Annotated in this window: 19 protein-coding genes; 9 read left to right on the forward strand and 10 right to left on the reverse strand. The window is 47.1% G+C overall.

Annotated elements, in window-relative coordinates:
- Nucleotides 1-8: 8 nt before the first annotated feature.
- Nucleotides 9-722 (reverse strand): YebC/PmpR family DNA-binding transcriptional regulator, encoded by a 714-nt coding sequence (locus tag EXG77_RS06865; RefSeq protein ID WP_035397006.1) that lies wholly within the window; start codon nucleotides 720-722, stop codon nucleotides 9-11.
- 194 nt (nucleotides 723-916) lie between these two features.
- Here EXG77_RS06865 and EXG77_RS06870 point away from each other — a divergent pair, with 194 nt between their 5' ends.
- Nucleotides 917-2,689 carry a glycoside hydrolase family 13 protein gene (locus tag EXG77_RS06870; RefSeq protein WP_035397008.1) on the forward strand — a complete coding sequence of 591 codons (1,773 nt, stop codon included), beginning with the start codon at nucleotides 917-919 and terminating at the stop codon, nucleotides 2,687-2,689.
- A 55-nt stretch (nucleotides 2,690-2,744) separates the two neighbouring features.
- Here EXG77_RS06870 and EXG77_RS06875 read toward each other — a convergent pair whose 3' ends face one another.
- From EXG77_RS06875 to EXG77_RS06900, 6 genes are all read right to left on the reverse strand, one after another.
- Nucleotides 2,745-3,947, reverse strand: a complete 1,203-nt coding sequence (locus tag EXG77_RS06875) for a DUF1015 domain-containing protein (RefSeq protein WP_035397010.1) — start codon at nucleotides 3,945-3,947, stop codon at nucleotides 2,745-2,747.
- A gap of 13 nt (nucleotides 3,948-3,960) precedes the next feature.
- Entirely contained in the window at nucleotides 3,961-5,118 is a 1,158-nt protein-coding gene (locus tag EXG77_RS06880) for a phosphoglycerate dehydrogenase (RefSeq protein WP_035397012.1), read from the reverse strand.
- Complete coding sequence (gene serC / locus EXG77_RS06885) at nucleotides 5,119-6,183, reverse strand: 3-phosphoserine/phosphohydroxythreonine transaminase (RefSeq protein WP_035397014.1); 1,065 nt, start codon at nucleotides 6,181-6,183, stop codon at nucleotides 5,119-5,121.
- Between the two features lie 124 nt (nucleotides 6,184-6,307).
- Nucleotides 6,308-6,673, reverse strand: a complete 366-nt coding sequence (locus EXG77_RS06890; protein ID WP_023468530.1) for a nuclear transport factor 2 family protein — start codon at nucleotides 6,671-6,673, stop codon at nucleotides 6,308-6,310.
- A gap of 82 nt (nucleotides 6,674-6,755) precedes the next feature.
- Nucleotides 6,756-6,956 carry a cold-shock protein gene (locus EXG77_RS06895; RefSeq protein ID WP_023468529.1) on the reverse strand — a complete coding sequence of 67 codons (201 nt, stop codon included), beginning with the start codon at nucleotides 6,954-6,956 and terminating at the stop codon, nucleotides 6,756-6,758.
- Between the two features lie 243 nt (nucleotides 6,957-7,199).
- Nucleotides 7,200-7,460, reverse strand: a complete 261-nt coding sequence (locus tag EXG77_RS06900) for a hypothetical protein (RefSeq protein ID WP_035397016.1) — start codon at nucleotides 7,458-7,460, stop codon at nucleotides 7,200-7,202.
- Nucleotides 7,461-7,604: 144 nt separating this feature from the next.
- Between EXG77_RS06900 and EXG77_RS06905 the strand changes: the two genes are divergently transcribed.
- The 5 genes from EXG77_RS06905 (at nucleotide 7,605) to egtD (ending at nucleotide 12,159) form a co-directional block, all read left to right on the forward strand.
- Nucleotides 7,605-8,162, forward strand: coding sequence for a GNAT family N-acetyltransferase (locus tag EXG77_RS06905; RefSeq protein ID WP_035397018.1), 558 nt, complete (start codon nucleotides 7,605-7,607; stop codon nucleotides 8,160-8,162).
- On the forward strand, nucleotides 8,149-8,655 hold the full coding sequence (locus EXG77_RS06910) for an NUDIX domain-containing protein (protein WP_052017109.1): 507 nt from the start codon (nucleotides 8,149-8,151) through the stop codon (nucleotides 8,653-8,655). Before EXG77_RS06905 ends, EXG77_RS06910 begins: the two co-directional genes overlap by 14 nt.
- Nucleotides 8,656-8,815: 160 nt before the next feature.
- Entirely contained in the window at nucleotides 8,816-9,799 is a 984-nt protein-coding gene (guaC, locus tag EXG77_RS06915; protein ID WP_023468525.1) for a GMP reductase, read from the forward strand.
- 123 nt (nucleotides 9,800-9,922) lie between these two features.
- Nucleotides 9,923-11,203: an ergothioneine biosynthesis protein EgtB gene (egtB, locus tag EXG77_RS06920; RefSeq protein WP_035397020.1), complete on the forward strand. Its 1,281-nt coding sequence runs from the start codon at nucleotides 9,923-9,925 to the stop codon at nucleotides 11,201-11,203.
- Nucleotides 11,203-12,159 (forward strand): L-histidine N(alpha)-methyltransferase, encoded by a 957-nt coding sequence (egtD, locus tag EXG77_RS06925; protein WP_035397022.1) that lies wholly within the window; start codon nucleotides 11,203-11,205, stop codon nucleotides 12,157-12,159. Before egtB ends, egtD begins: the two co-directional genes overlap by 1 nt.
- Nucleotides 12,160-12,238: 79 nt before the next feature.
- On the opposite strand, the gene EXG77_RS06930 is transcribed toward egtD, so the two are convergent.
- Both EXG77_RS06930 and EXG77_RS06935 read right to left on the reverse strand, forming a co-directional pair.
- The gene (locus tag EXG77_RS06930; protein ID WP_035397023.1) at nucleotides 12,239-12,562 is read right to left on the reverse strand and encodes a hypothetical protein; all 324 of its coding nucleotides are present in this window, start codon (nucleotides 12,560-12,562) and stop codon (nucleotides 12,239-12,241) included.
- Nucleotides 12,563-12,604: 42 nt separating this feature from the next.
- Entirely contained in the window at nucleotides 12,605-13,723 is a 1,119-nt protein-coding gene (locus tag EXG77_RS06935) for an FAD-binding oxidoreductase (protein WP_035397025.1), read from the reverse strand.
- Nucleotides 13,724-14,007: 284 nt separating this feature from the next.
- Between EXG77_RS06935 and EXG77_RS06940 the strand changes: the two genes are divergently transcribed.
- The 3 genes from EXG77_RS06940 (at nucleotide 14,008) to EXG77_RS06950 (ending at nucleotide 16,744) form a co-directional block, all read left to right on the forward strand.
- Nucleotides 14,008-14,556 carry a hypothetical protein gene (locus tag EXG77_RS06940; RefSeq protein ID WP_023468520.1) on the forward strand — a complete coding sequence of 183 codons (549 nt, stop codon included), beginning with the start codon at nucleotides 14,008-14,010 and terminating at the stop codon, nucleotides 14,554-14,556.
- 316 nt (nucleotides 14,557-14,872) lie between these two features.
- Entirely contained in the window at nucleotides 14,873-15,823 is a 951-nt protein-coding gene (gene corA, locus EXG77_RS06945; RefSeq protein ID WP_035397027.1) for a magnesium/cobalt transporter CorA, read from the forward strand.
- 12 nt (nucleotides 15,824-15,835) lie between these two features.
- The gene (locus EXG77_RS06950) at nucleotides 15,836-16,744 is read left to right on the forward strand and encodes a LysR family transcriptional regulator (RefSeq protein WP_023468518.1); all 909 of its coding nucleotides are present in this window, start codon (nucleotides 15,836-15,838) and stop codon (nucleotides 16,742-16,744) included.
- A 55-nt stretch (nucleotides 16,745-16,799) separates the two neighbouring features.
- On the opposite strand, the gene EXG77_RS06955 is transcribed toward EXG77_RS06950, so the two are convergent.
- On the reverse strand, nucleotides 16,800-20,387 hold the full coding sequence (locus EXG77_RS06955) for a dynamin family protein (RefSeq protein WP_035397276.1): 3,588 nt from the start codon (nucleotides 20,385-20,387) through the stop codon (nucleotides 16,800-16,802).
- Between the last annotated feature and the right edge of the window lie 18 nt (nucleotides 20,388-20,405).

Consider the following 20,405-nt stretch of genomic DNA (forward strand, 5'->3'; position numbering starts at 1 on the left):
TTNTTTGATTATAGTTCTACGTTGTGGTAGACCTGTTGCACATCCTCAAGATCTTCCAGTGCATCGATCATTTTTTCGAATTGGGCGACGTCGTCTTCAGACAACGCGACTTCGTTTTGGGCGAGCATGACGAGTTCGGCAAGTGAGAACTCAGTAATGCCTGCAACTTTCAACGCTTCTTGTACAGCATGGAATTGTTCCGGCTCAGCGTAGATGATGACAGATTCGTCTTCTTCGAGGATATCGCGCACATCAATATCCGCTTCCATCATCAATTCGAGAACGTCATCTGCAGTTTTACCTTCAAAGGCAAAGATTGCCGTCGCATCGAACATATAAGCGACGGATCCGCTCACGCCCATGTTTCCGCCATTTTTTCCGAACGCAGCACGAACGTCAGAAGCCGTCCGGTTAACGTTGTTCGTCAACGTTTCGACGATGACCATTGAACCGCTTGGACCGAACCCTTCATAACGCAAGACATCGTAGTTTTCTTCCGCTCCACCTTTTGCTTTTTCAATCGCCCGATCGACGATGGCACGTGGCACGTTGTATGTCTTCGCTCGTTCGAGAACGACCTTTAATGCTTGGTTTGATTCTGGATCGGGTTCACCTTGTTTAGCCGCTACATAAATCTCACGACCGAACTTTGCGTAAATCCGACTCGTATTTTTGTCTTTTGATGCTTTTTTTTCCTTGATGTTATTCCATTTACGACCCATTTCGTATCCACTCTCTTTCCGTAATGTCAGAAATCCGTGATTTCCTATGCGTTATCAGTATACCTTAAACTACCTGACAGACTGAACTAAAATGTCGGTGGAACAGTTGAATTTCTACTAAATACGTTTAAGCGATGCGGAAGAAAGGAACTTTACCGATAGAGAAATATCAATTTAAGGGAGAGTGGCAGAATTTGAATCAGGCTGGAGTAGTTCATCGCGCATTATCACCGTTCGTTTATGCCTATGATCAAGAAACCGTCCATGTCCGACTTATGACGGCTAAAGGAGATATTGAAAAAGTTGAATTGATATATGGTGATCCGTATGAATGGGAAGCGGAAAAAGAAGAAGACCGAGATTGGAATTTTGATCCGGAGAAAGAAAAATCATGGAAAGTGAAACGGACGCCGATGCAACACAATGGAAGTGATGCGACGTATGACTATTGGTTCATTGCAATCCGTCCAGAACGGAAGCGGGTACGGTATGGGTTTGAGGTTCATGGCGATAAGATAGCCGTTTTAACCGAGCGCGGCTGGTATGACGAAGCACCACTCGATCATCCAGGCTATTATTTTTCTGTGCCATATGTTCATGCGACGGATGTCTTTGATACACCGGATTGGGTGAAGGATACGGTCTGGTATCAAATTTTCCCGGAACGATTTGCGAATGGTGACCGGGCGAATGATCCAGCGGGAACGAAGGAGTGGGGAAGTGAAGCACCGGCTTTTCAGAATTTCTTCGGTGGAGATTTTCAAGGGGTCATTGATCACGTCGATCATTTACAACGTCTCGGCGTCACGGGTGTCTACTTCTGCCCAGTCTTTGAAGCACCATCCAATCATAAATACGATACGCTTGATTACTTGAAGCTTGATCCTGCGTTCGGTGACGAGAAAACGTTCCGCAAGATGATCGATGTGCTACATGAGAACGGTATCCGCGTATTACTCGATGCCGTCTTTAATCATATTAGTGAAGAGCACCCAGCATTTCAAGATGTCTTAGAAAAGGGACAAGACTCAAAATACGCCAACTGGTTTACGATTGATTCCTTCCCGGTCGATCCATCGATTCCAAACTATGAAGTGTTTGCATTTGAACGAAACATGCCGAAGTTGAATACTGCCCATCCGGACGTCAAAGACTATTTGCTTCACGTCGGACGTTACTGGGTCGAGGAATTCGGAATTGACGGCTGGCGTCTGGATGTCGCTAGTGAAGTCGATCATGCGTTTTGGCGTGAGTTTCGAAAGGAAGTCCGGGCTGCGAACGGAACATGTTATATCGTCGGCGAATGCTGGACGGATTCGCAACCATGGCTCCTCGGCGATCAATTTGATGCCGTCATGAATTACGGTTTGACAGAGAGCTTTTTGACTTGTTTTGCGACGGGCGAGACGAGCGTTCGTGATTTCTCACATGCAGTCAGCCGGAATTTAAACTGGCATTCTCAAAATGTCAACGAGGTCATGTTCAATTTGATTGACTCGCATGATACGCCGCGTGCTCTAACGCGTGCGAAAGGGAATATCGATCGAATGAAGTTACTCTTCACTACACTGTTGACGTTTCCGGGTTCACCCGTCATCTACTATGGCGATGAGATTGGAATGACTGGGGGGCAAGACCCGGCAAACCGTGCGTGTATGGAATGGGATGAGACGAAGCAGAACCGTGAGTTGTTCGATCACGTTGCACAGTTGATCGCTCTTCGAAAACAGCATCCGGTTTTAGCAAATGCCGGAACGTATCATTTCCAAAGGATCGATGATACAAAACAGACATTTGTCGTCGAGCGACGTCAGGGTGAACAGATTTACTTGCTCGTGGTCAACGTAAGTGAAGAGGCACAATCTCTTTCGCTTGAGGGAACGTATGAAAGTCTGTTAAATGCAACGACGTTGTCGGGAACTATTCAAGTAGAAGCTGTGTCGGCTCTTCTTTTGCGACACGTATAAGAAAAAGCAAGTCGTGGATATCGCATCCGCGACTTGCTTTTTTAGTGCGTGTGCATTATGAATCAAACGGATGGATCAGTAAACCGCTCCGAAGCTTCGGTTCGAACCAAGTCGACTTCGGCGGCATCACTTCTCCCGCATCAGCCACAGCCATTAAATCTTCGATCGAAGTCGGATGCAAGTGGAAGGCGACAGCGGCATGTCCAGAGTCCACGATCTGCTCAAGACCGGCATACCCCTTATGACCACCGACGAACTGGATCCGTGCGTCCGTCCGTGGATCTTCGATACCGAGTAACGGTGTCAACAACTCTTCTTGTAAAATCGAGACGTCGAGATTCGCTTTCGTCCCGATTCGTTCAGAATCGTACGAAAGGATATACCATTGCCGGTTGAGATACATCTCGATTTGGTGAGGCTTCGTTTGTTCGGCACGTCCTTTTGTGATCGTAAAGCGATGGGCTAATCGCTCGAGGAAATCAACGACGGATTGACCGTACAAATCTTCAACGACACGATGGTAACCGAGAATCCGTAATTGATCCTGCGGGAAGGAGACGCCAAGAAAACGTTGGGCTTCCTCCTGGTCCGTCCGACTGGCAGCGATGGCTGCTGCTGCAGCGCGGTGGTGACCATCAGCGATATAGAGAGCATCGTGACGGGCGAACTGGCTCCCGATCGTCAATAGATGATTGCGATCGGTGATTTTATAAATTCGATGCTTCACTCCATCGACGGTGAAATCATATAGGGGATCGCCAGCAGTAATCGTCGTGACGATTGCTTCGAGTTGTGCATCGGTTTGATGCGCAAGTAAAATCGGACCCGTATGTGCTTGTAACTGTTCGACGTGTCGGACACGGTCGCGCTCTTTATCAGGACGTGTGAACTCATGTTTACGAATTTGATTCGTCTCATAATCACTGACGGCAACACATCCGACGAAACCGGATTGCGTATGTGTCCCGTCTGACAACTGATAAATGTAATACGTCTCGTCTGCATCGAGCTGTAAGATGCCGTTTGTTTGACTCTCTTCGAAGGCAAGCGCTGCTTGCTGATAAACGCGTGGGTCATCTTCAGCGATTAATGACGGAAGAGTAGCTTCTGCTTTATCGATCCGTAAAAAAGACAGCGGATGACGTCGGATCTCGGAACGTGCTTCTTCGCGCGAATAAACATCATACGGTAAGGCGGCAAATTCTGCCGCATATTTTGAGTCCGGTCGTAACGCCGCAAAAGGTTCGAAAGTTGGCATGGGGTTCACTCCTTTAGAGTAGGCGTGTTTTCAAGACGCCAGGAATCTGATTCAGTCGGTCGAGCGAAATCATCTCGTCCGCATGGTTATCGATATCGATGATCGTATAGGCAATCGCATCTTTACTACCATTGATCATATTCGCGATATTGATCGACTCTTGCGCTAACACGGAGGCGATTTGACCGACCATGTTCGGAATGTTGTGGTGAGCAATCGTAATTCGTCGTTTTCCAGTGAACGGTAACTCGACGGCTGGGAAATTGACCGCATTGCGGATGTTTCCTGTCTCAAGGAACAGACGCAGTTGATCGACCGCCATGATGGCACAGTTTTCCTCCGCTTCACTTGTTGATGCCCCGATATGTGGTAAAGCAATGACCCGGGGGAGGGACAAGATGAAGGCGTTCGGGAAATCCGTCACATAATTCGCCAGGCGACCGGACCTGAGCACTTCGGCTAGCGCTTGTTCATCGACGAGTTCACCACGCGAGAAGTTGAGTAGGGTCGCGCCGTGTTTCATTTTTGAAAAGAGTGACGCATCGAGTAAACCCGTCGTCGCATCAACGAGCGGGAGATGCAACGTGATGTAGTCGCTTGTCGCGAGGAGATCCTCGAGCTGTGTTGCCCGCTGAATCTGATTCGAGACGCGCCAAGCGGACTCAACGGACATATGTGGATCATAGCCTGTGACGGTCATGCCGAGCTCGTGAAGGGTGTTGGCTAAGTTTGCCCCGATCGCCCCAAGTCCAACGATCCCGATTCGTTTCCCGAGTAACTCCGTTCCGACGAATTGTTTTTTGTTCGCTTCGATCCGCTCCGGAATATCCGGTCCGCGCAAGTTGTTCGTCCAAAGCAGACTCGGGACGAGTTTTCGCGCCGTCAGGAACAAACTACCGATGACAAGTTCCTTGACGGCATTCGCATTGGCACCTGGTGTCGAAAAGACGGGAATCCCGCGGTTCGCGAGTTGATCGAGTGGAATCGTATTGACACCGACGCCAGCTCGGGCGACGGCTTTGAGACTATCTGGAAAGCGCATGTCATGTAAATCCTTGCTGCGGACGAGAAAGGCGTCTGGTTGCTCCGTTTCTCGCTGGACGTGATAGTCGTCTGTAAATCGTTTTAATCCTTTGTCTGATAGATCATTCCATAGTTGGATGTGATACATTTAACGTTCCCCCTGTTCAAAACGGTGCATGATATGAAGCAGTGCCGTAACCCCTTCGGTCGGCATCGCATTGTAAAGACTCGCGCGCATTCCACCAATCGAGCGGTGACCGGCAAGATTGATCAAATCGTGACGCGCAGCGAAGTTCAAGAAAGCAGCGTCTTCCGATTCGCTTCCAGTCGAGAATGGAATGTTCATCCGGCTTCGATCCTTGACGGCTACATGGTTATGAAATAGATCGGATTGATCAATTGCTTCATATAACATGCGCGCTTGTGAGACGTTTCGTGCCGCGATCGTCTCGAGTCCCGTCTCTTCAATCCAATCGAGCACTAATTTCGTCATATAAAGACTAAACGTCGGTGGCGTGTTATAAAGAGATCGCTGTTTTGCATGGATGTCATACCGTAAGTAGGCACCGATCGTGTCAGGAACACGATCAAGCAACTCGTTCTTCACGATGACGACCGTTAAACCAGCGACACCAAGGTTTTTTTGAGCACCAGCATACAACACATCGAATGACTCGATTGGCAATGGTTCAGACAAAATCGATGACGAGACATCAGCGACGAGTGGCACACCGACATGAGGCGGTGTCTGATAAGTCGTCCCTTCGAGGGTATTGTTCCAAGTGATGTGCAAATAGTCGGCTGTTGACGTGAACGGACCTTCTGGAATGAAGCGATACCCGTGATCAGCGGAAGAGGCGAGCACGTTGACCGTGGCGTACAGTTTGGCATCTGCAATCGCCTTCGTCGACCAGCCGCCGGTATCGATGAAATCAATCCGTCCGGTCTTCGTCGCCAGATTTTGCGGTAACATCGCGAACTGAAGTGTAGCTCCTCCTTGAAGAAACAATACGGAGTACGAATCAGGAATCGACATCAGTCTCCGTAAGGATTGTTCAGCTGCCTCCCGAATCGATTCGAAGATTGGCGAACGATGACTCATTTCAAGAACGGATTGTCCTGAATTTTCATAATCGAGTAGCTCGGATTGAGCCTTCAATAGGACCGGGGCAGGAAGGACTGCTGGACCGGCAGAGAAGTTATAAACCGTCATGAGGAACACTCCTTCTTGAATTTTCAGAAAATATGTACCACTCAAGTGTAACGGAATGAAAAATGAGAAGCAATTCCAACTGACGATGAATGGAAAATGAAAACAAAAACATCCCTTGAATCCGTTACGACGGATCAAGAGATGTCAATTGACCAAAGTGCCATTTCCAACCATCTGACGTAGCACGATAGATGGATACGATCCGGAAACGACCAACGTATTGAGTTGTCCCGTATTCAAATCGGTCTTCTGTCAAACTATACTGGATTGCCGTATCTTCGAAATGATCAATGTATGAAAAATCATCGGTCCGGGATAACCAGCGGATGTTTGCAGGATCCACGTAATGATCGAGGTAGGTCTCGGCATCAAATGACCGCCCTAATGCATCGATGAACGTAAATTCGGGAGATAATAGATGCGAGACTTGTGATAAATCTCCTTTTAGCATAGCATCTTGAAGGTGTTGCATCGTTTGTTCGAGTGTCATGTTACATCTCCTTTCTTCCTGAATCGCTAGTGTAGCATATATAAACAAAAAAAGACCCTGCGTGAGCAGGGTCTAAAAGAAATTAAAGTTTTACAACGTTAGTTGCTTGTGGTCCACGTTGACCTTCTTCAACTTCGAAAGAAACCTCTTGACCTTCGTCAAGTGATTTGAAACCTTCAGATTGGATTGCTGAGAAGTGTACGAATACGTCGTCTCCGCTTTCGCGCTCGATGAAGCCGAATCCTTTTTCTGCGTTAAACCATTTTACTTTACCTTGTTCCATGTGTATTGCCTCCTGCGTGTGACTGGCACACTGATTATTACTACCGTGATCAATTTCATCGAATATAAAGTGAAACACTTCGTATCTCCACCGAACAACAATAATTACTTAATAATATAGCATGCCTGAATCGAAAAAGAAAGGACAAAACAAAAAAAGAACAAACGAAGCTGTTCTTCTCTGAATAAAGCATGCAATTAAAGGGTTCATTCTACTTGTGTCGAAAGAGTATAACTGATTCTTTCAACGAGTCGGAATATGTTCTCTTTTACTACTGAGTTGTCGTAATGTATGCAAAATGAATCCTTGGAAATTCGGATAACGTGTCGGTTGTTCCCAAACGGTACGAAACAATTGCGTCATCGCGGCATGAATGAGTGCATCCTCGACTTGTGTGCGACGGAATAGAAGAAAGAGTGTTTTTTCGTAACGATCGTATAATCGTTCTAACGCGACGGAATCGCGTTGTTTGATTTGATTGAGCAAATCAATGTCTGAATACATAGGTCACTCCTTCTTCGACAGTTTTCTCTATAGTATGCTGTCACTGTAATGTAATGAAACTATTATGTAGATTCCCGCTATATGAATTATGAAACACCCAAACTTCTTGAACTAAAGATAATAATGGAAATGGAGGAACGTTATATGTTTCCTATATACATTCGCCCGTACATCTTGGAGGATGCAGCGGCGATCCTTGATGTGAATTTGCGAAACCGTGATCACTTTGAATACTGGATGCCTATCAAGCCGTCACCTGAACAATACACGATAGAAGGGCAACGAGAACGGATTCATCGTCATCTAGAGTTGATGCGTCAAGATGCTTATTATGCGTATGGTGTTTTTTTATCCGAGACGGACCAGTTGATTGGGGATGTTTCGGCGATGTTCGTTCAACGTGGACCAGCGGAGACGTGCATGATTGGCTACCAGTTGGATGCCGCCTTTTCAGGACGAGGATATATGGCACAAGCGGTCGGATTGTTCGTGGATCATTTATTTGATGTCCACCAGTTCCACCGGATCCGAGCTGAAGTCATGCCAGAGAATATCGGCTCGATCCGTGTCCTTGAAAAAGTCGGATTTCGTAAAGAAGGAATCGCGAAACAAAATCTCTTCATCAACGATGCCTGGGAAGACTTTGTTTTGTTTGCCCTATTAAAAGAAGACCGAAAGGAGTCACGTCATGCCAATCTCTAATTATTATGCCAATCTGCGCCAACTTGTCGGAACGCAGCGTCTTTTTACACCATGCGTCGCAGCGATCATTCGAAACGAAGCAGGTCACATCCTCTTTCAGGATCCAGGAGGTCCGTTTTGGAGTTTGCCTGCTGGAGCAATCGAACTGGGGGAATCACCGGCACAGGCAGTCATTCGCGAAGTCTATGAAGAGACGGGTCTATTCGTCCGACCGGTCCGTCTGATTGCGACCTTCGGTGGAGAGTCGTTCCGTTTGACGTACCCAGATGGAAACGAAGTTGAATATGTAGCGACGGTATTCGAGTGTAAGGTAGTCGGCGGAACGCTCGAAGCCATCGATGGCGAATCAAAGCAACTGGCGTATTTTCCGAAACAGGATCGTCCTCCTTTAGCACTGCCTTATCCTGATCACGTGTTTGAAGCATCCGAAGCAACGAGCTATTTTGACTGGGAAGAGCACTGGTTGACAGATTTACAACAACAAAATCGGTAAAAACCGAACATTAAATTGCTGATAACGGAATAAAGTTCTTGAAAAACCTTAAAAACGCGAAAATTTCTTTGACACTATGATGACAGTTCGTTATAGTAGTCAAGGGGCGAATGATTATCGCCAATATATTAAAAAATATTCGTAATTAGAGGTGTTATTCATGGATGTAGTATTCGATTATGAAGATATTCAATTAATTCCAGCAAAATCAATCGTTGGTAGTCGTTCGGAATGTGATACGTCAGTCGAGTTCGGTGGTAGACGTTTCAAGCTTCCGGTCGTACCGGCAAACATGCAAACGATCATTGATGAATCGATTGCTTTGTTCTTAGCGGAAGGCGATTATTTTTATATCATGCATCGATTCGAACCGGCTCGTCGTTTGGCATTCGTACGTATGATGCAAGAACGTCAACTGTTCGCTTCAATCAGCGTCGGTGTCAAGGAAGAAGAATATCAGCTGATCGAACAGCTTGCGGCAGAGGGCCTAACTCCTGAATACATCACGATTGATATCGCACACGGTCATTCGGAAGCCGTCATTCAGATGATTCGTCACATCAAGTCGCTTCTACCAGCAAGTTTCGTCATCGCGGGTAACGTTGGTACGCCAGAAGCGGTGCGCGAACTTGAGAATGCGGGAGCCGACGCAACAAAAGTCGGGATCGGACCAGGTAAAGTGTGTATTACGAAGATTAAGACAGGATTCGGTACAGGTGGTTGGCAACTTGCGGCACTTCGTTGGTGTGCAAAAGCAGCAAGTAAACCGATCATCGCTGATGGCGGGATTCGGACGCATGGCGATATCGCGAAGTCGGTTCGGTTCGGTGCTTCGATGGTCATGATCGGTTCACTCTTCGCAGGGCACGAGGAATCGCCTGGTGAGACGCATGAAGTAGATGGGGTGCTCGTCAAGGAATACTTCGGTTCTGCTTCTGAGTTCCAAAAAGGGGAACGCAAGAACGTCGAAGGAAAGAAGATGTTCGTCGAGCATAAAGGAAGTCTAGCGGATACGTTGATCGAGATGGAGCAAGATTTGCAATCGGCAATTTCGTACGCTGGCGGGAACAAATTGCAAGCGATTCGGACGGTCGACTACGTCGTCGTCAAGAACTCGATCTTCAACGGCGATAAAGTATATTAAAGTGATCAGTTCGCTCTTAACGGAGCGGACTTTTTTTGTTTCTTTAGCATAACTCTTCCATAGGAGGGGTATACATCAAATGGACCAAAAGATTCGGAATATTTTGGATAGGGAGTGATTGACATGCTATTTGAAACGACATCGTACTTAATCGAAAAATTTGCCACTGTTCGTAACCAAACAATTGCCTTGATTGAACCGCTCGAAGCAGAAGACTTCATCATTCAAGCGAGTTCGGACGTGAGTCCGCCGAAATGGCATATCGCCCATACGACTTGGTTTTTTGAACGGATGATTTTACAAGAATATAGTAAAGGCTATCGAGTTTTCCATCCGAAGTACAATTATCTATTCAATTCTTACTATAATTCAATCGGTCCTTACCAGCCTCGTCAACAACGGGGAATGCTGTCGCGTCCGACCGTCGAAGACATCATTGCTTACCGGTCATATGTCGATGGACAAATGGTCGAGTTCTTGAAAGAAGAACGGACTCCAGAAGACCAACGGAAAATCGAAGCGTTAGTCGAGATGGGACTACAACACGAGCAACAACATCAGGAATTGATCTTGATGGACGTGAAGTATAACTTTTTCACGAATCCACTGTTACCTGCTTATCAGTCAAAGTCGCTGGCAACAGATGTGCCTGAAAATGCAGTCAAGGAAACATCGTTTATCCAATTCGAGGAAGGACTCGTCGAAATCGGTCATACAGGAGACGGTTTTGCGTTTGACAACGAGAGTCCACGTCATAAAACGTGGTTACATCCGTTTGAATTAGCGATGCGTCCTGTCACGAACGGTGAGTATTTGGCGTTCATTGAAGCGGGGGGCTATGAAAAATCAGAGTATTGGCTATCTGACGGCTTTGCGACGGTGCAAAAAGAAGGCTGGAAAGCCCCGTTATATTGGATGAAGGATGACGCGGGAGAGTGGACGATCTTTACGATGAACGGTGTCGAACCACTTCGTCTCGATGAACCGGTCTGTCATGTCAGTTTTTATGAGGCGGACGCTTATAGTCGCTTTATAGGGAAACGCTTGCCGACAGAAGCGGAATGGGAATGGGCTTCTCGCCAAGTCGATTCTGTTACGAAGCGTAATATGATGGGAAGCGGGACCTTCCATCCGGTAGCCGTCGAAGAGTCAGAGACGACGCTTGCGAGCATGTTCGGAGACGTCTGGGAGTGGACGTCGAGCGCTTATAGTTCATATCCAGGCAGTAAACCGCTCGAAGGAGCGCTTGGAGAGTACAATGCGAAGTTCATGTGTAATCAAATGGTACTGCGTGGAGGAGCGTGCGTGACGCCTGACGATCACATTCGCGAGACATACCGCAACTTCTTCCCGCCGGATAAACGTTGGTTATTTGGCGGCTTCCGATTGGCAGGTGACATGTGATGCGAGAGACAGTCATTGGGTACGATTTATATACGCCGCAACAAAACATGCGTTTAGAAGTCATTGAAGGTCTGATGCGAGAACAAAAGGTCTTACCGGCAAAATATTTTTATGATCATATCGGATCGCAGTTGTTCGAACAGATTACGCAACAACCGGAATATTATCCGACACGGACAGAACTTGCCATCTTGGAGCAGCATCGAGCGGAGATCGCACGAAGTATCGGCGATGTGCATACACTAATTGAATATGGAAGTGGCAGCAGTCGAAAAATCCAGATGTTACTGGAGACATTTACACATCTAGACACGTATATGCCCATTGATATCTCAAAAGACTTCCTGATGGAATCTGTACGCCAATTGTCGGAACGGTATCCTGCGTTGCATATTAAAGCGGTTTGTGGGGATTACTCACAATCGATTTCTTTACCGGTCGAGGAGTCTCAAAAACGAGTCATCTTTTTCCCGGGTTCGACGATTGGTAACTTTGAACCGGAGGAAGCGATGCGCTTCTTACGTCATTCCTCACGAATTCTTGAAACAGGAGATGGATTCTTGATCGGCGTCGATCTGAAAAAGTCTGTTGATGTGCTTGAACGGGCTTATAATGATGCAGCCGGTGTCACAGCAGCATTCAATTTGAACATGTTGACGCATTTGAATCAGATGCTCGAGGGAACGTTTGATGTGACACGATTCGAACATCATGCTTTTTATAATGAAGAAAAAGGACGAATCGAAATGCATCTTCGGAGTCAACTCGATCAACTCGTGCAAGTTGGAGATGTGACGGTTCCGTTTAAACAAGGGGAAACGATTCATACTGAAAATTCCTATAAATACAGTAAAGAAGAGTTTGAGACACTCGCCCTTAAAAGTGGTTTTCATCCAGTCAATTGCTGGATCGATGACGATGAACGATTCAGCGTGCATTATTTAGAAAAAATGTAACGGCACATCTAAAAACACTCCCACATGTAAGCTTCCGTTACGAAGCGACACAGGGGAGTGTTTTTCTAAATGATATGCCTTATTCGACACGTGCTCCTTCCGGAATCGGATGTTCCGGTACGACGAGAATCGGCATCCATTGTTCCGAGCGACCGATCTCAAGCACCCGACCGGACTCTTCAGGCGTACGACCAGGTATATTGAGTACGGCAATCGCTTGTTTTCCAAGCAACTCATGGACATCCGGGCGAAGCGATTCCCAAGCGAGTGAAAAAGAACGCGTAAAGCCGTCGAATTGTAGTTCAAGCTGAATTGAGCCATCGGTAAGATCCGAAAGCGACTGGATTGTACCAACACGTATATCTAAAGCATCGAATAATTCAAGAGGAACGATTGGTTTCATGGACAATGGTGTACTTCCTTTCAAAGTGAAGCATAGAGTTGGTCAGGAGTCGAGAGAGACATAGGTCGGCTCATAAGTCGTCCATTCGATATCAGGCGCTTGATGACGTGCAAGCTTCGCTAATTGGCTACCGAGATACGGTCCGATCGTCAAACCAGATGCACCAAGTCCGTTCGCTAGGAACACGTTCGGATGATTTTGAAGCGGTCCGATCACCGGCAGGGAGTTTTTCGTATACGGGCGTAAGCCGATACGCAGTTCATCAATCGTTGTTTCTTCGAGACGCGGTAAGACAGGTAAAGCCCGATTCAATAAGGCATACATCCCCTTAACGGTTGGTTTCAAGTCGTAGTCGGTCTGTTTTTCGTGTGTTGAACCGACGATCAGTTTCCCTTCGTGGATTGAGACGAGATATAATCCGCGTTGTCCCATGACGACGGGCCAAGTCGTTGATGTAGAATCCGTCAAATCGAGTTGCAGGATCTGTCCCTTCTCCGGATGCAAATCGATTTTAAGCTCAAGTGGACGTAGTAGGTCATTTAACCAAACACCCGCCGTTAAAATGAACTGTTCTGCCGAGTACTGTTCATTTTCCATGGTTATACCAGTGACGACTCCCTTGTCTACGACAAGAGTAGCATCTCCTTCTAGGACGGTCGCACCGTGTTCGACAGCACCACGAATCAATGAGGCACACAAGGCACGTCCGTCAACGCGGGCACCACCGGAAACGAATAAGGCATCCTCGATCTGTTCGACGAGTGGAAAGAGCGTTTTGACACGATCTTGGTCCAGTCGTTCGATACGTTCGATGGCAGGCGCTTCCGGAAAACGGTTTTGCGCAATCGTCTCCATCTTTTCGATTTTTGATGTTTCGTGTAAGGCGATCGTGCCAACTTGCTGATAACCCGTACTCGTCTCACCGAGTGCTTCCAGTTCAGGAATCAATGTCTTATAAAAATGAGCCCCGTTATTCGCTAATTTGTACCATGCCTTATTTCGCCGCTGTGTCATCCATGGACAGATGATGCCGGCTGCCGCATGAGAGGCTCGACCGGGTTCCTTCCGATCGACGAGTAAGACGCGTTCACCAGCCTTCGATAAATGATAGGCAGTCGAGGCACCGAGAATTCCGGCGCCAATGATGATATGGGTGTACATGAAAGATTCAACTCGATTCTGTTCAATTGGAATATCTTTTATTGTAGCAGTAGAAGATCCGGACGACTAGCAAGAGCGGGTTTCCAATCTGTAGCACATCGAATGATGGGAAATGATGGGGAAAGTGAACCATTTAGCGCGTCATGACGTATACTAAATATACAGTTTCTAAAAACTGTGAATTAGACGATTAGAAACAGCTGAATTCGGAAACATACCCTTATAGGCATCATGTCCTGTCATCATCGACTTTGAAACGGTCCATCATGAAGGAGGGGAAGGCAATGAATATGAGTCAAGCCATCGTACGCAGACGCTACACGGATCATACTTTATTTTATTCCGCCATCCTAATCTGGAAATTGCTATTCTTCCTGCCACTGCTCATGTTCGTCAACAGCGGCACGGACCATGTGTTTCAAATGTACTTCGTACCGTACCTCACGGTCATCTTCCTATTTCGTGTGATGACCTACTTTGCGACCTATAAAGCATCTTTCATGGAGATGACGGAAATGGGTCTCTCGTTATCCTTGCTGATCGCAGATGTATATTTGATTGCGTTGTTCGATATTCCACTTCCGTTTGCTTTAATTATCCTTGCGCTTGCCTTACTCCACTTCAGTGCGGCATTCAGTCGTTTTCGTTGGTTCCGCCGTCGTCTTTGGTTGAATCGGCATCTTGAGATCCTCAATTATTTGACGGATCACGGTGAAGTACCCATTAAAATTGCCGTCATGGCAGAAGATGAGATGCTTGTGACGACGAAGAGTGGAAAAGAGTTTACGTATCGTCAGGTTTATTGGAGCGGATTTTATATTGAACATGGTTGATTGCTATTTGAAACGGATTTCTCTTTGGGGAAATCTTTTGAGACTGAAGACAAGTGCAATTGTTCTCTAACGAGAAGGATTGCGCTTTTTTTGTTCGACTCGCATCGTTTTCCTGGGACAAGCATCGCGCCGCTTCGCTTTGCTGCAGGGTCGCTCTGGCTTGTGTCTCGCCTGAGGAAAGGGCGTGAAAAGGTGTGTCATTTTTTGAGTCAGTTCATTTGTCTACAATCTGAAAGGATTTCTCTTCGAGGAAATCCTTTTTTTGTTGCATACGAAAAAATATAGTACGCTTACATAGGAAAAGGGGGAGAAAAAGTTGATTCGTTGTATACTGATCGATGCGAATGACACAATCATTTTGACCGATGATGTAAGTCGGATACAGGAGTCAGGCATCACACGTTATTTCGTTGATTTCGATCAACCGACAGACGCAGAGAAGCAAAAATTGATTGATGTCTTTGATTTTCATCCACTGGCGATTGAAGATTGTTTTCATTACTTGCAACGCCCAAAGCTTGAATATTATACAGAACATAGCTTTTTTGTCCTTCATGCGCTCGATGAAGGAACGTTGACGAGTCGTGAAATCAATTTGTTCGCAAGTGATCGGCATCTCGTTAGCTACCATGAGCAATCTTCACCAGAAATTGATATCGTGTTTGAACAGTGTAGCCAACGCCTCGACAAACAAGAAACAGTCGACCTCGTACATAAAATCATGGATAAGATCGTCGACGGGTATTTTCCGATCGTTCATGCAACGGAAGATGAATTGTTTGCGCTTGAGGAACGCTACCGAACGCGTGGCAATGATCGTCGGTTGATGGAGGAGATTTTCGAACTACGCGCGCGGTTACTTCGAATCTCGCGGACGGTCATGCCGATGCGGGACTTACTGTATCGTGTCGTCGAATCAAAGCGTTTATCGATTCATCCAAAGAAACAGGCATTCTTTCGTGATCTATACGATCACTTACTGAAGTTATCGGAAATGATTGAATACAACCGATTGATGACATCTGAGTTTCGGGATAACTTCATCTCTCTTAACTCGTACCGGATGAATAGCATCATGAAGACATTGACGATCTTCACGACGATTTTCATGCCGTTGACGTTCATCGCAGGTATATATGGTATGAACTTCGAACACATGCCAGAACTGACGACCCAGTATGGTTATTTCGTAACGTTAGGGGCAATGGGACTCCTCGCTTTAGGAATGATTCTGTTCTTCAAAAAAAATCGCTGGTTTGATGAATAAGGGGGGATGTAAGTGGATATTCGACAATTGCTCTTTTTTACGACGATCGTCGAGCAAGGCTATAATTTAACGCGTGCTTCGAAGCACTTGTCAATCTCGCAACCGGCGCTTAGTCAGATGATCCGCGACTTCGAACAGCTGGAGCAAGTAGAACTGTTCATTCGAAAGCACGGACGGTTGACAGGATTATCGGAAACAGGACGTCAATTGTATGAGGATGCGAAGATCGTTCTGACACGTCATCAAGCATTGATGGGTCATCTGCGTGAACGTTCGAACGTCGTCCGAGGAAAGGTCCGTCTCGGCATCCCACCCGTCATCCTCCCTGTTTTATTTTCGCAGTTGATTCCGAAGTTCATGGCGGAACATCCAGGCATCGAACTCGAAATCATCGAAGAGGGGGCGTTTGAACTCAAGCGTCGACTGTTACTTGAAGAACTCGACTTGGCCATTTTGATTGAACCGGGCGAATCCTATGGTATCGAACGTTTTCGATTGATCGAAGATGAGGTCGTCGTCGCCGTGCGTCCGAATCACCCGTTTCAAGCCAAAGAAGCGTTGTCGTATCGTGATATCGGAAATGAACCACTTGTCATCTTGAACGATCGATTCATGTTACATCATCAAATACTATCGGAGTTTCGTAAAGTGCAGCAAGAGCCGAATATCTTCTTCATGTCAGGGGCATGGGACTTGTTGATCGGGATGGTCCAAGAACTTGACGTCATCTCAATCCTACCGGAGCCGATACTACGGTTTCATCATGCGGATGACATTAAAATCATCCCGTTCGACCCACCGATGTTATGGGATGTCTCGTTGAACCGACTCGTCGGGACGGAATTACGTCCTGTTGTCCGGCACGTCCACCAATATATCGTCCACTATTTTCAGTCGTATTGGCCAACGCCTGCGCGATGAAGAAAAAAGACCGGAACGCATCGCGCTCCGGTCTTTTGTGTTGAACGATTGTATTTTATGAAGTGACGTGTTGCGTCAGACTGCGAATCTGCTTTGCTGCTTGTTTATAAGGAGTCAGCGTCTCTTGTGCCTGTAACGTCGCGCGTTCACTCTCAAGTTGCTCGAGTGTTTGGCGTAATAGGTGCTCTGAAACGGCTGTCAAAGAAGTGTCCAGATGTGCCGACGCGACTGCAAGCAAGCGTTCTTCTTGAGTGGCAGTATACGCGAGTGCTTCTTGCTTAGTTAATGTCGCAAGCTCCTCCTTCAACTGCTCCTTCTCATTTTTCTCAAAGAAGGCTTTCGCATTCCGGAAGTGGCGTTTGACGCCGACATAAGGCGTTGCATCTTCGAATGGACCATCGAACGTCATTTCGTTTAATCGAGAGACCGTAACAGGAGCGAGCTGGAAGGATTCGTTCCATTGCTCTAGCAACTGTTGCTCCTCTTGTTGACGCCGGATCAAGGACGCTTCGAGCCATTGATCGACACGGAAATGCGTGACACGGAGCTCTTGTTCAAAATCGAACCGAAGGAACGTCAACAGTTCCGTTAACGCATCTTGTAATGCTGCTCCTTTGCCAGTTTGAGCAAAACGAACAGGGTTATAGGCTTCCTTGAAAAAGTCAGGGAAACGGTAATAAATGCGTTGTACGACATGGTGCAACAGCTCATGGATCTCTGCTTTGAGTGCAGGTTCGATCACAGCGGCGCGATTGTCTTCGAAACGATCCGTGACCTGCTGTTCTAGAGCAGATAGCTCAGCCAACCGTTCTTCTTTTCGCAATAGATTCGCTTCAGTCGCAGCGATAAATCGTTCGAGTCGCTGGACGGTCTTTTCCGTCTGCTCAGACAACGAGATTTTGGCAAGACCGGTCAAATCCTCTGCAAGGAAGTGATGGAATGCCTCCTCGAATTCGGGTAGACCGGAAGTTGAATCCGATCGCTCTTGTTGCTTTTCGGTGAGTCCTTGTAAGCTCGAGACTCCATACAGTCGGGGCGACCGAATCCCGAAGCGTTGCAATTCCGTCGCGACATAGTTCAAGACATCTTGACGTTCGCTATCTGAAGCAGCGAGATCAATCGCATTGACGAGGAAGAACATCTTATCGAGTTCGAAGGCGTCTTTGACACGACCGAGTTGAATCAAGAATTCACGGTCAGCGCGGGCAAAGGCATGATTGAAGTACGTGACGAATAAGATCGCATCCGCGTTCTTGATGTAATCAAAAGCGACATCAGTATGACGGGCATTGATTGAATCTGCTCCTGGCGTATCGACGAGCGTCACGCCGAGACGTGTTAACGGACTATCGTAATAGAAATCGATGACATCTACGAAACAGCTTCGTTCTTCCTGCGCGACATACTGTTTAAAAGCGTCTTGATCGACCGTCTGAGCGGTACCGATGAAGGATTGGACGGTAGGGAATCCTTTCAAGAAAGCACGCAAGAACGGGTCCGTCAGTGACGCGGCACGTGATAAGAGCATATCGTATGCCTGTTTCGTTGACTCGAACGTCATCGTTCCGACCATCGCTTCATTTAAGTCCTCAAGCATCGCTGCTTCCGACTTGAACGTGACTTCTGCCACGCCGTGCGGGTGTGCAGCGTCAACAGGGTGAATTCGGTTGATTGATGCCGTCGTCGGATTCGGAGAGACTGGAAGGACCTTATCTCCGAGTAAGGCATTGCAAAACGATGATTTTCCGGCACTGAAGGCACCGAATAAGGCAATCGTGAACGATTGGTGTGTCAGTCGGTCCAATTTGTCATTCAAATAAGTGACGGCATCTTCAAAACCTTGAAGACCATTCAGATGATGACGGATTCGAGCGACGTCTTCCGGTGCATAACGGACGGCTTGTTGCTCACTGATCGTCGTCGCAATTTCAAACGCAGTAGTTTCTATCACTGATTCGTACCCAGTAAAGGAAACGATCGCCGCTTCTTGCTGAATCAATTGCTCCTCCCAGATTGAAACTTGCGTTCGAGCCTGTTCGAGTTGTTGATCGGATGGACTCGCAACGCCATGCTCATATCGTTCGAGTGCTACGGTAGCCTGTTGCCATGCTTGAACGCTATTCCATTTATGCTGTAGTAACGTCTGTTGCTGCAATAGCTCAGCTTGCTCTTTCGGGAAAGTTGCCGTCAACTCTTGACGAATAAGCTCACGCCATGCGTTCGTTTCCTTGACGAACCACGCTTGTGTCTGTTCGGCGACACGATTCGTGAACTGGAGCACTGATTCACCTGTGATCGTAATACCGGTTGGCAAGGCACTTTCGAGTACGGAAAGCGGTGGGTCGAGTGAGAGCTGATCGATTGCGACGATATGCGTATCCTGTAGGAGACCAAGGTCACGTAACGATTGTTTCATCAAGTTACGTAAATGAAGCGAAATTTCAGAAGCGGTCACTGTCTGATAGGCACGGAGCACGTCTTGTTCGATCTCTGCTTGAGCCGCTTCCGTTTTTTTCGCGCTACGGAATAATCCAATCTTGAAATCACGCTGACGTGACTCGAGGAAGCGGCGCATCTTCTCGCGTAATTCAAACGGCATCAATGTCGCATTTTTCAAAAGTTGATCCCGATGAAGCGAAAACGTCTGTACCCAGCGGTCCGGTTGACGTGCTTCTAACTGTTGCGAGACACGCGCTAATTCGGTTTCGATTTTCGCCGGATCCCGTCGTTCAGTGTCATTCAATTGCTCAGCCATCGTCTCGTAGGTTTCTGAGACGAGACGTGTGAGATAACATGTATGCTCCTGGTGAAGACTTTCAAGTGTCAGAGCGGCAGAAGTCAACAACTTCGGTTGAGCGTCGCGAATGCTTTGTTTGACGAGTTGTTCGACTTCCGTGAAATCGTTATGCGGATGGGCTGGGTCCCGTAGGCTCGTAAAGAAAATCCCTTTCGGTACGACACCGTGTTCGGCGAAGGACGCATGAACCGAACGACGGAAGGCGTCGAATGATAGTTCATCGTCACGATGTTTATCGATTTGATTGACGATTAAATATAATTCCGGCACGGCAGCTTGTAATTCATCCGTCACCATGAAGTTCAATTCGGATTGAACATGATTGTAATCCATGACGTAAAACAAGATGTCAGCCAAGTGAAGGGCAGACTCCGTTGAGACCCGGTGGGCATCATCGACCGAGTCGACGCCTGGCGTATCCATCAAGACGAGACCAGGAGGCAGCGCGGACGCGGCATGCGTCAAATCGATTTGTCGGACATCACCACTTTTCCCAAGCGATTGAAGATGCTCCTCTTGCTCTGTTGCTGTCAGACGAACAGAGGGCTGTTCATGAAAGTGAACGATTGCTGAATCCGTCTCACCTTGCTGAAGTGTCACGATGTTCGCACTCGTCGGAATCGGACTCGTCGGTAAGACCGATTCACCCGTCAAGGCGTTGATCATGCTCGATTTTCCAGCTGAAAAGTGACCGGCAAACGCAATCGTGAACTCTCGTTTTAATAGTTTGCTAGCGAATTTATCTAGTTTATCTAAACGGAGTTGATCCGTTGAAGGTTGAATCAATGTGGCGAGTGAAGCCGTCGCCTCGAGTTGGTTCGATAATCGTTCCTCAAATGAGCGCATGCGATGAAACCCCTTTCT

Origin of the sequence: Exiguobacterium sp. OS-77 (genome assembly GCF_000414195.2) — a bacterium.
Lineage (GTDB): Bacteria > Bacillota > Bacilli > Exiguobacteriales > Exiguobacteriaceae > Exiguobacterium_A > Exiguobacterium_A indicum.

Bases quoted from the DNA above. Each gene is read 5' to 3' on its own strand.
- EXG77_RS06865 (WP_035397006.1), bottom strand. From the start codon at position 722: ATGGGTCGTAAATGGAATAACATCAAGGAAAAAAAAGCATCAAAAGAC.
- EXG77_RS06875 (WP_035397010.1), bottom strand. From the start codon at position 3,947: ATGCCAACTTTCGAACCTTTTGCGGCGTTACGACCGGACTCAAAATAT.
- EXG77_RS06880 (WP_035397012.1), bottom strand. From the start codon at position 5,118: ATGTATCACATCCAACTATGGAATGATCTATCAGACAAAGGATTAAAA.
- serC (WP_035397014.1), bottom strand. From the start codon at position 6,183: ATGACGGTTTATAACTTCTCTGCCGGTCCAGCAGTCCTTCCTGCCCCG.
- EXG77_RS06890 (WP_023468530.1), bottom strand. From the start codon at position 6,673: ATGACACTCGAACAAACGATGCAACACCTTCAAGATGCTATGCTAAAA.
- EXG77_RS06895 (WP_023468529.1), bottom strand. From the start codon at position 6,956: ATGGAACAAGGTAAAGTAAAATGGTTTAACGCAGAAAAAGGATTCGGC.
- EXG77_RS06900 (WP_035397016.1), bottom strand. From the start codon at position 7,460: ATGTATTCAGACATTGATTTGCTCAATCAAATCAAACAACGCGATTCC.
- EXG77_RS06905 (WP_035397018.1), top strand. From the start codon at position 7,605: ATGTTTCCTATATACATTCGCCCGTACATCTTGGAGGATGCAGCGGCG.
- EXG77_RS06910 (WP_052017109.1), top strand. From the start codon at position 8,149: ATGCCAATCTCTAATTATTATGCCAATCTGCGCCAACTTGTCGGAACG.
- guaC (WP_023468525.1), top strand. From the start codon at position 8,816: ATGGATGTAGTATTCGATTATGAAGATATTCAATTAATTCCAGCAAAA.
- egtB (WP_035397020.1), top strand. From the start codon at position 9,923: ATGCTATTTGAAACGACATCGTACTTAATCGAAAAATTTGCCACTGTT.
- egtD (WP_035397022.1), top strand. From the start codon at position 11,203: ATGCGAGAGACAGTCATTGGGTACGATTTATATACGCCGCAACAAAAC.
- EXG77_RS06930 (WP_035397023.1), bottom strand. From the start codon at position 12,562: ATGAAACCAATCGTTCCTCTTGAATTATTCGATGCTTTAGATATACGT.
- EXG77_RS06935 (WP_035397025.1), bottom strand. From the start codon at position 13,723: ATGTACACCCATATCATCATTGGCGCCGGAATTCTCGGTGCCTCGACT.
- EXG77_RS06940 (WP_023468520.1), top strand. From the start codon at position 14,008: ATGAATATGAGTCAAGCCATCGTACGCAGACGCTACACGGATCATACT.
- EXG77_RS06955 (WP_035397276.1), bottom strand. From the start codon at position 20,387: ATGCGCTCATTTGAGGAACGATTATCGAACCAACTCGAGGCGACGGCT.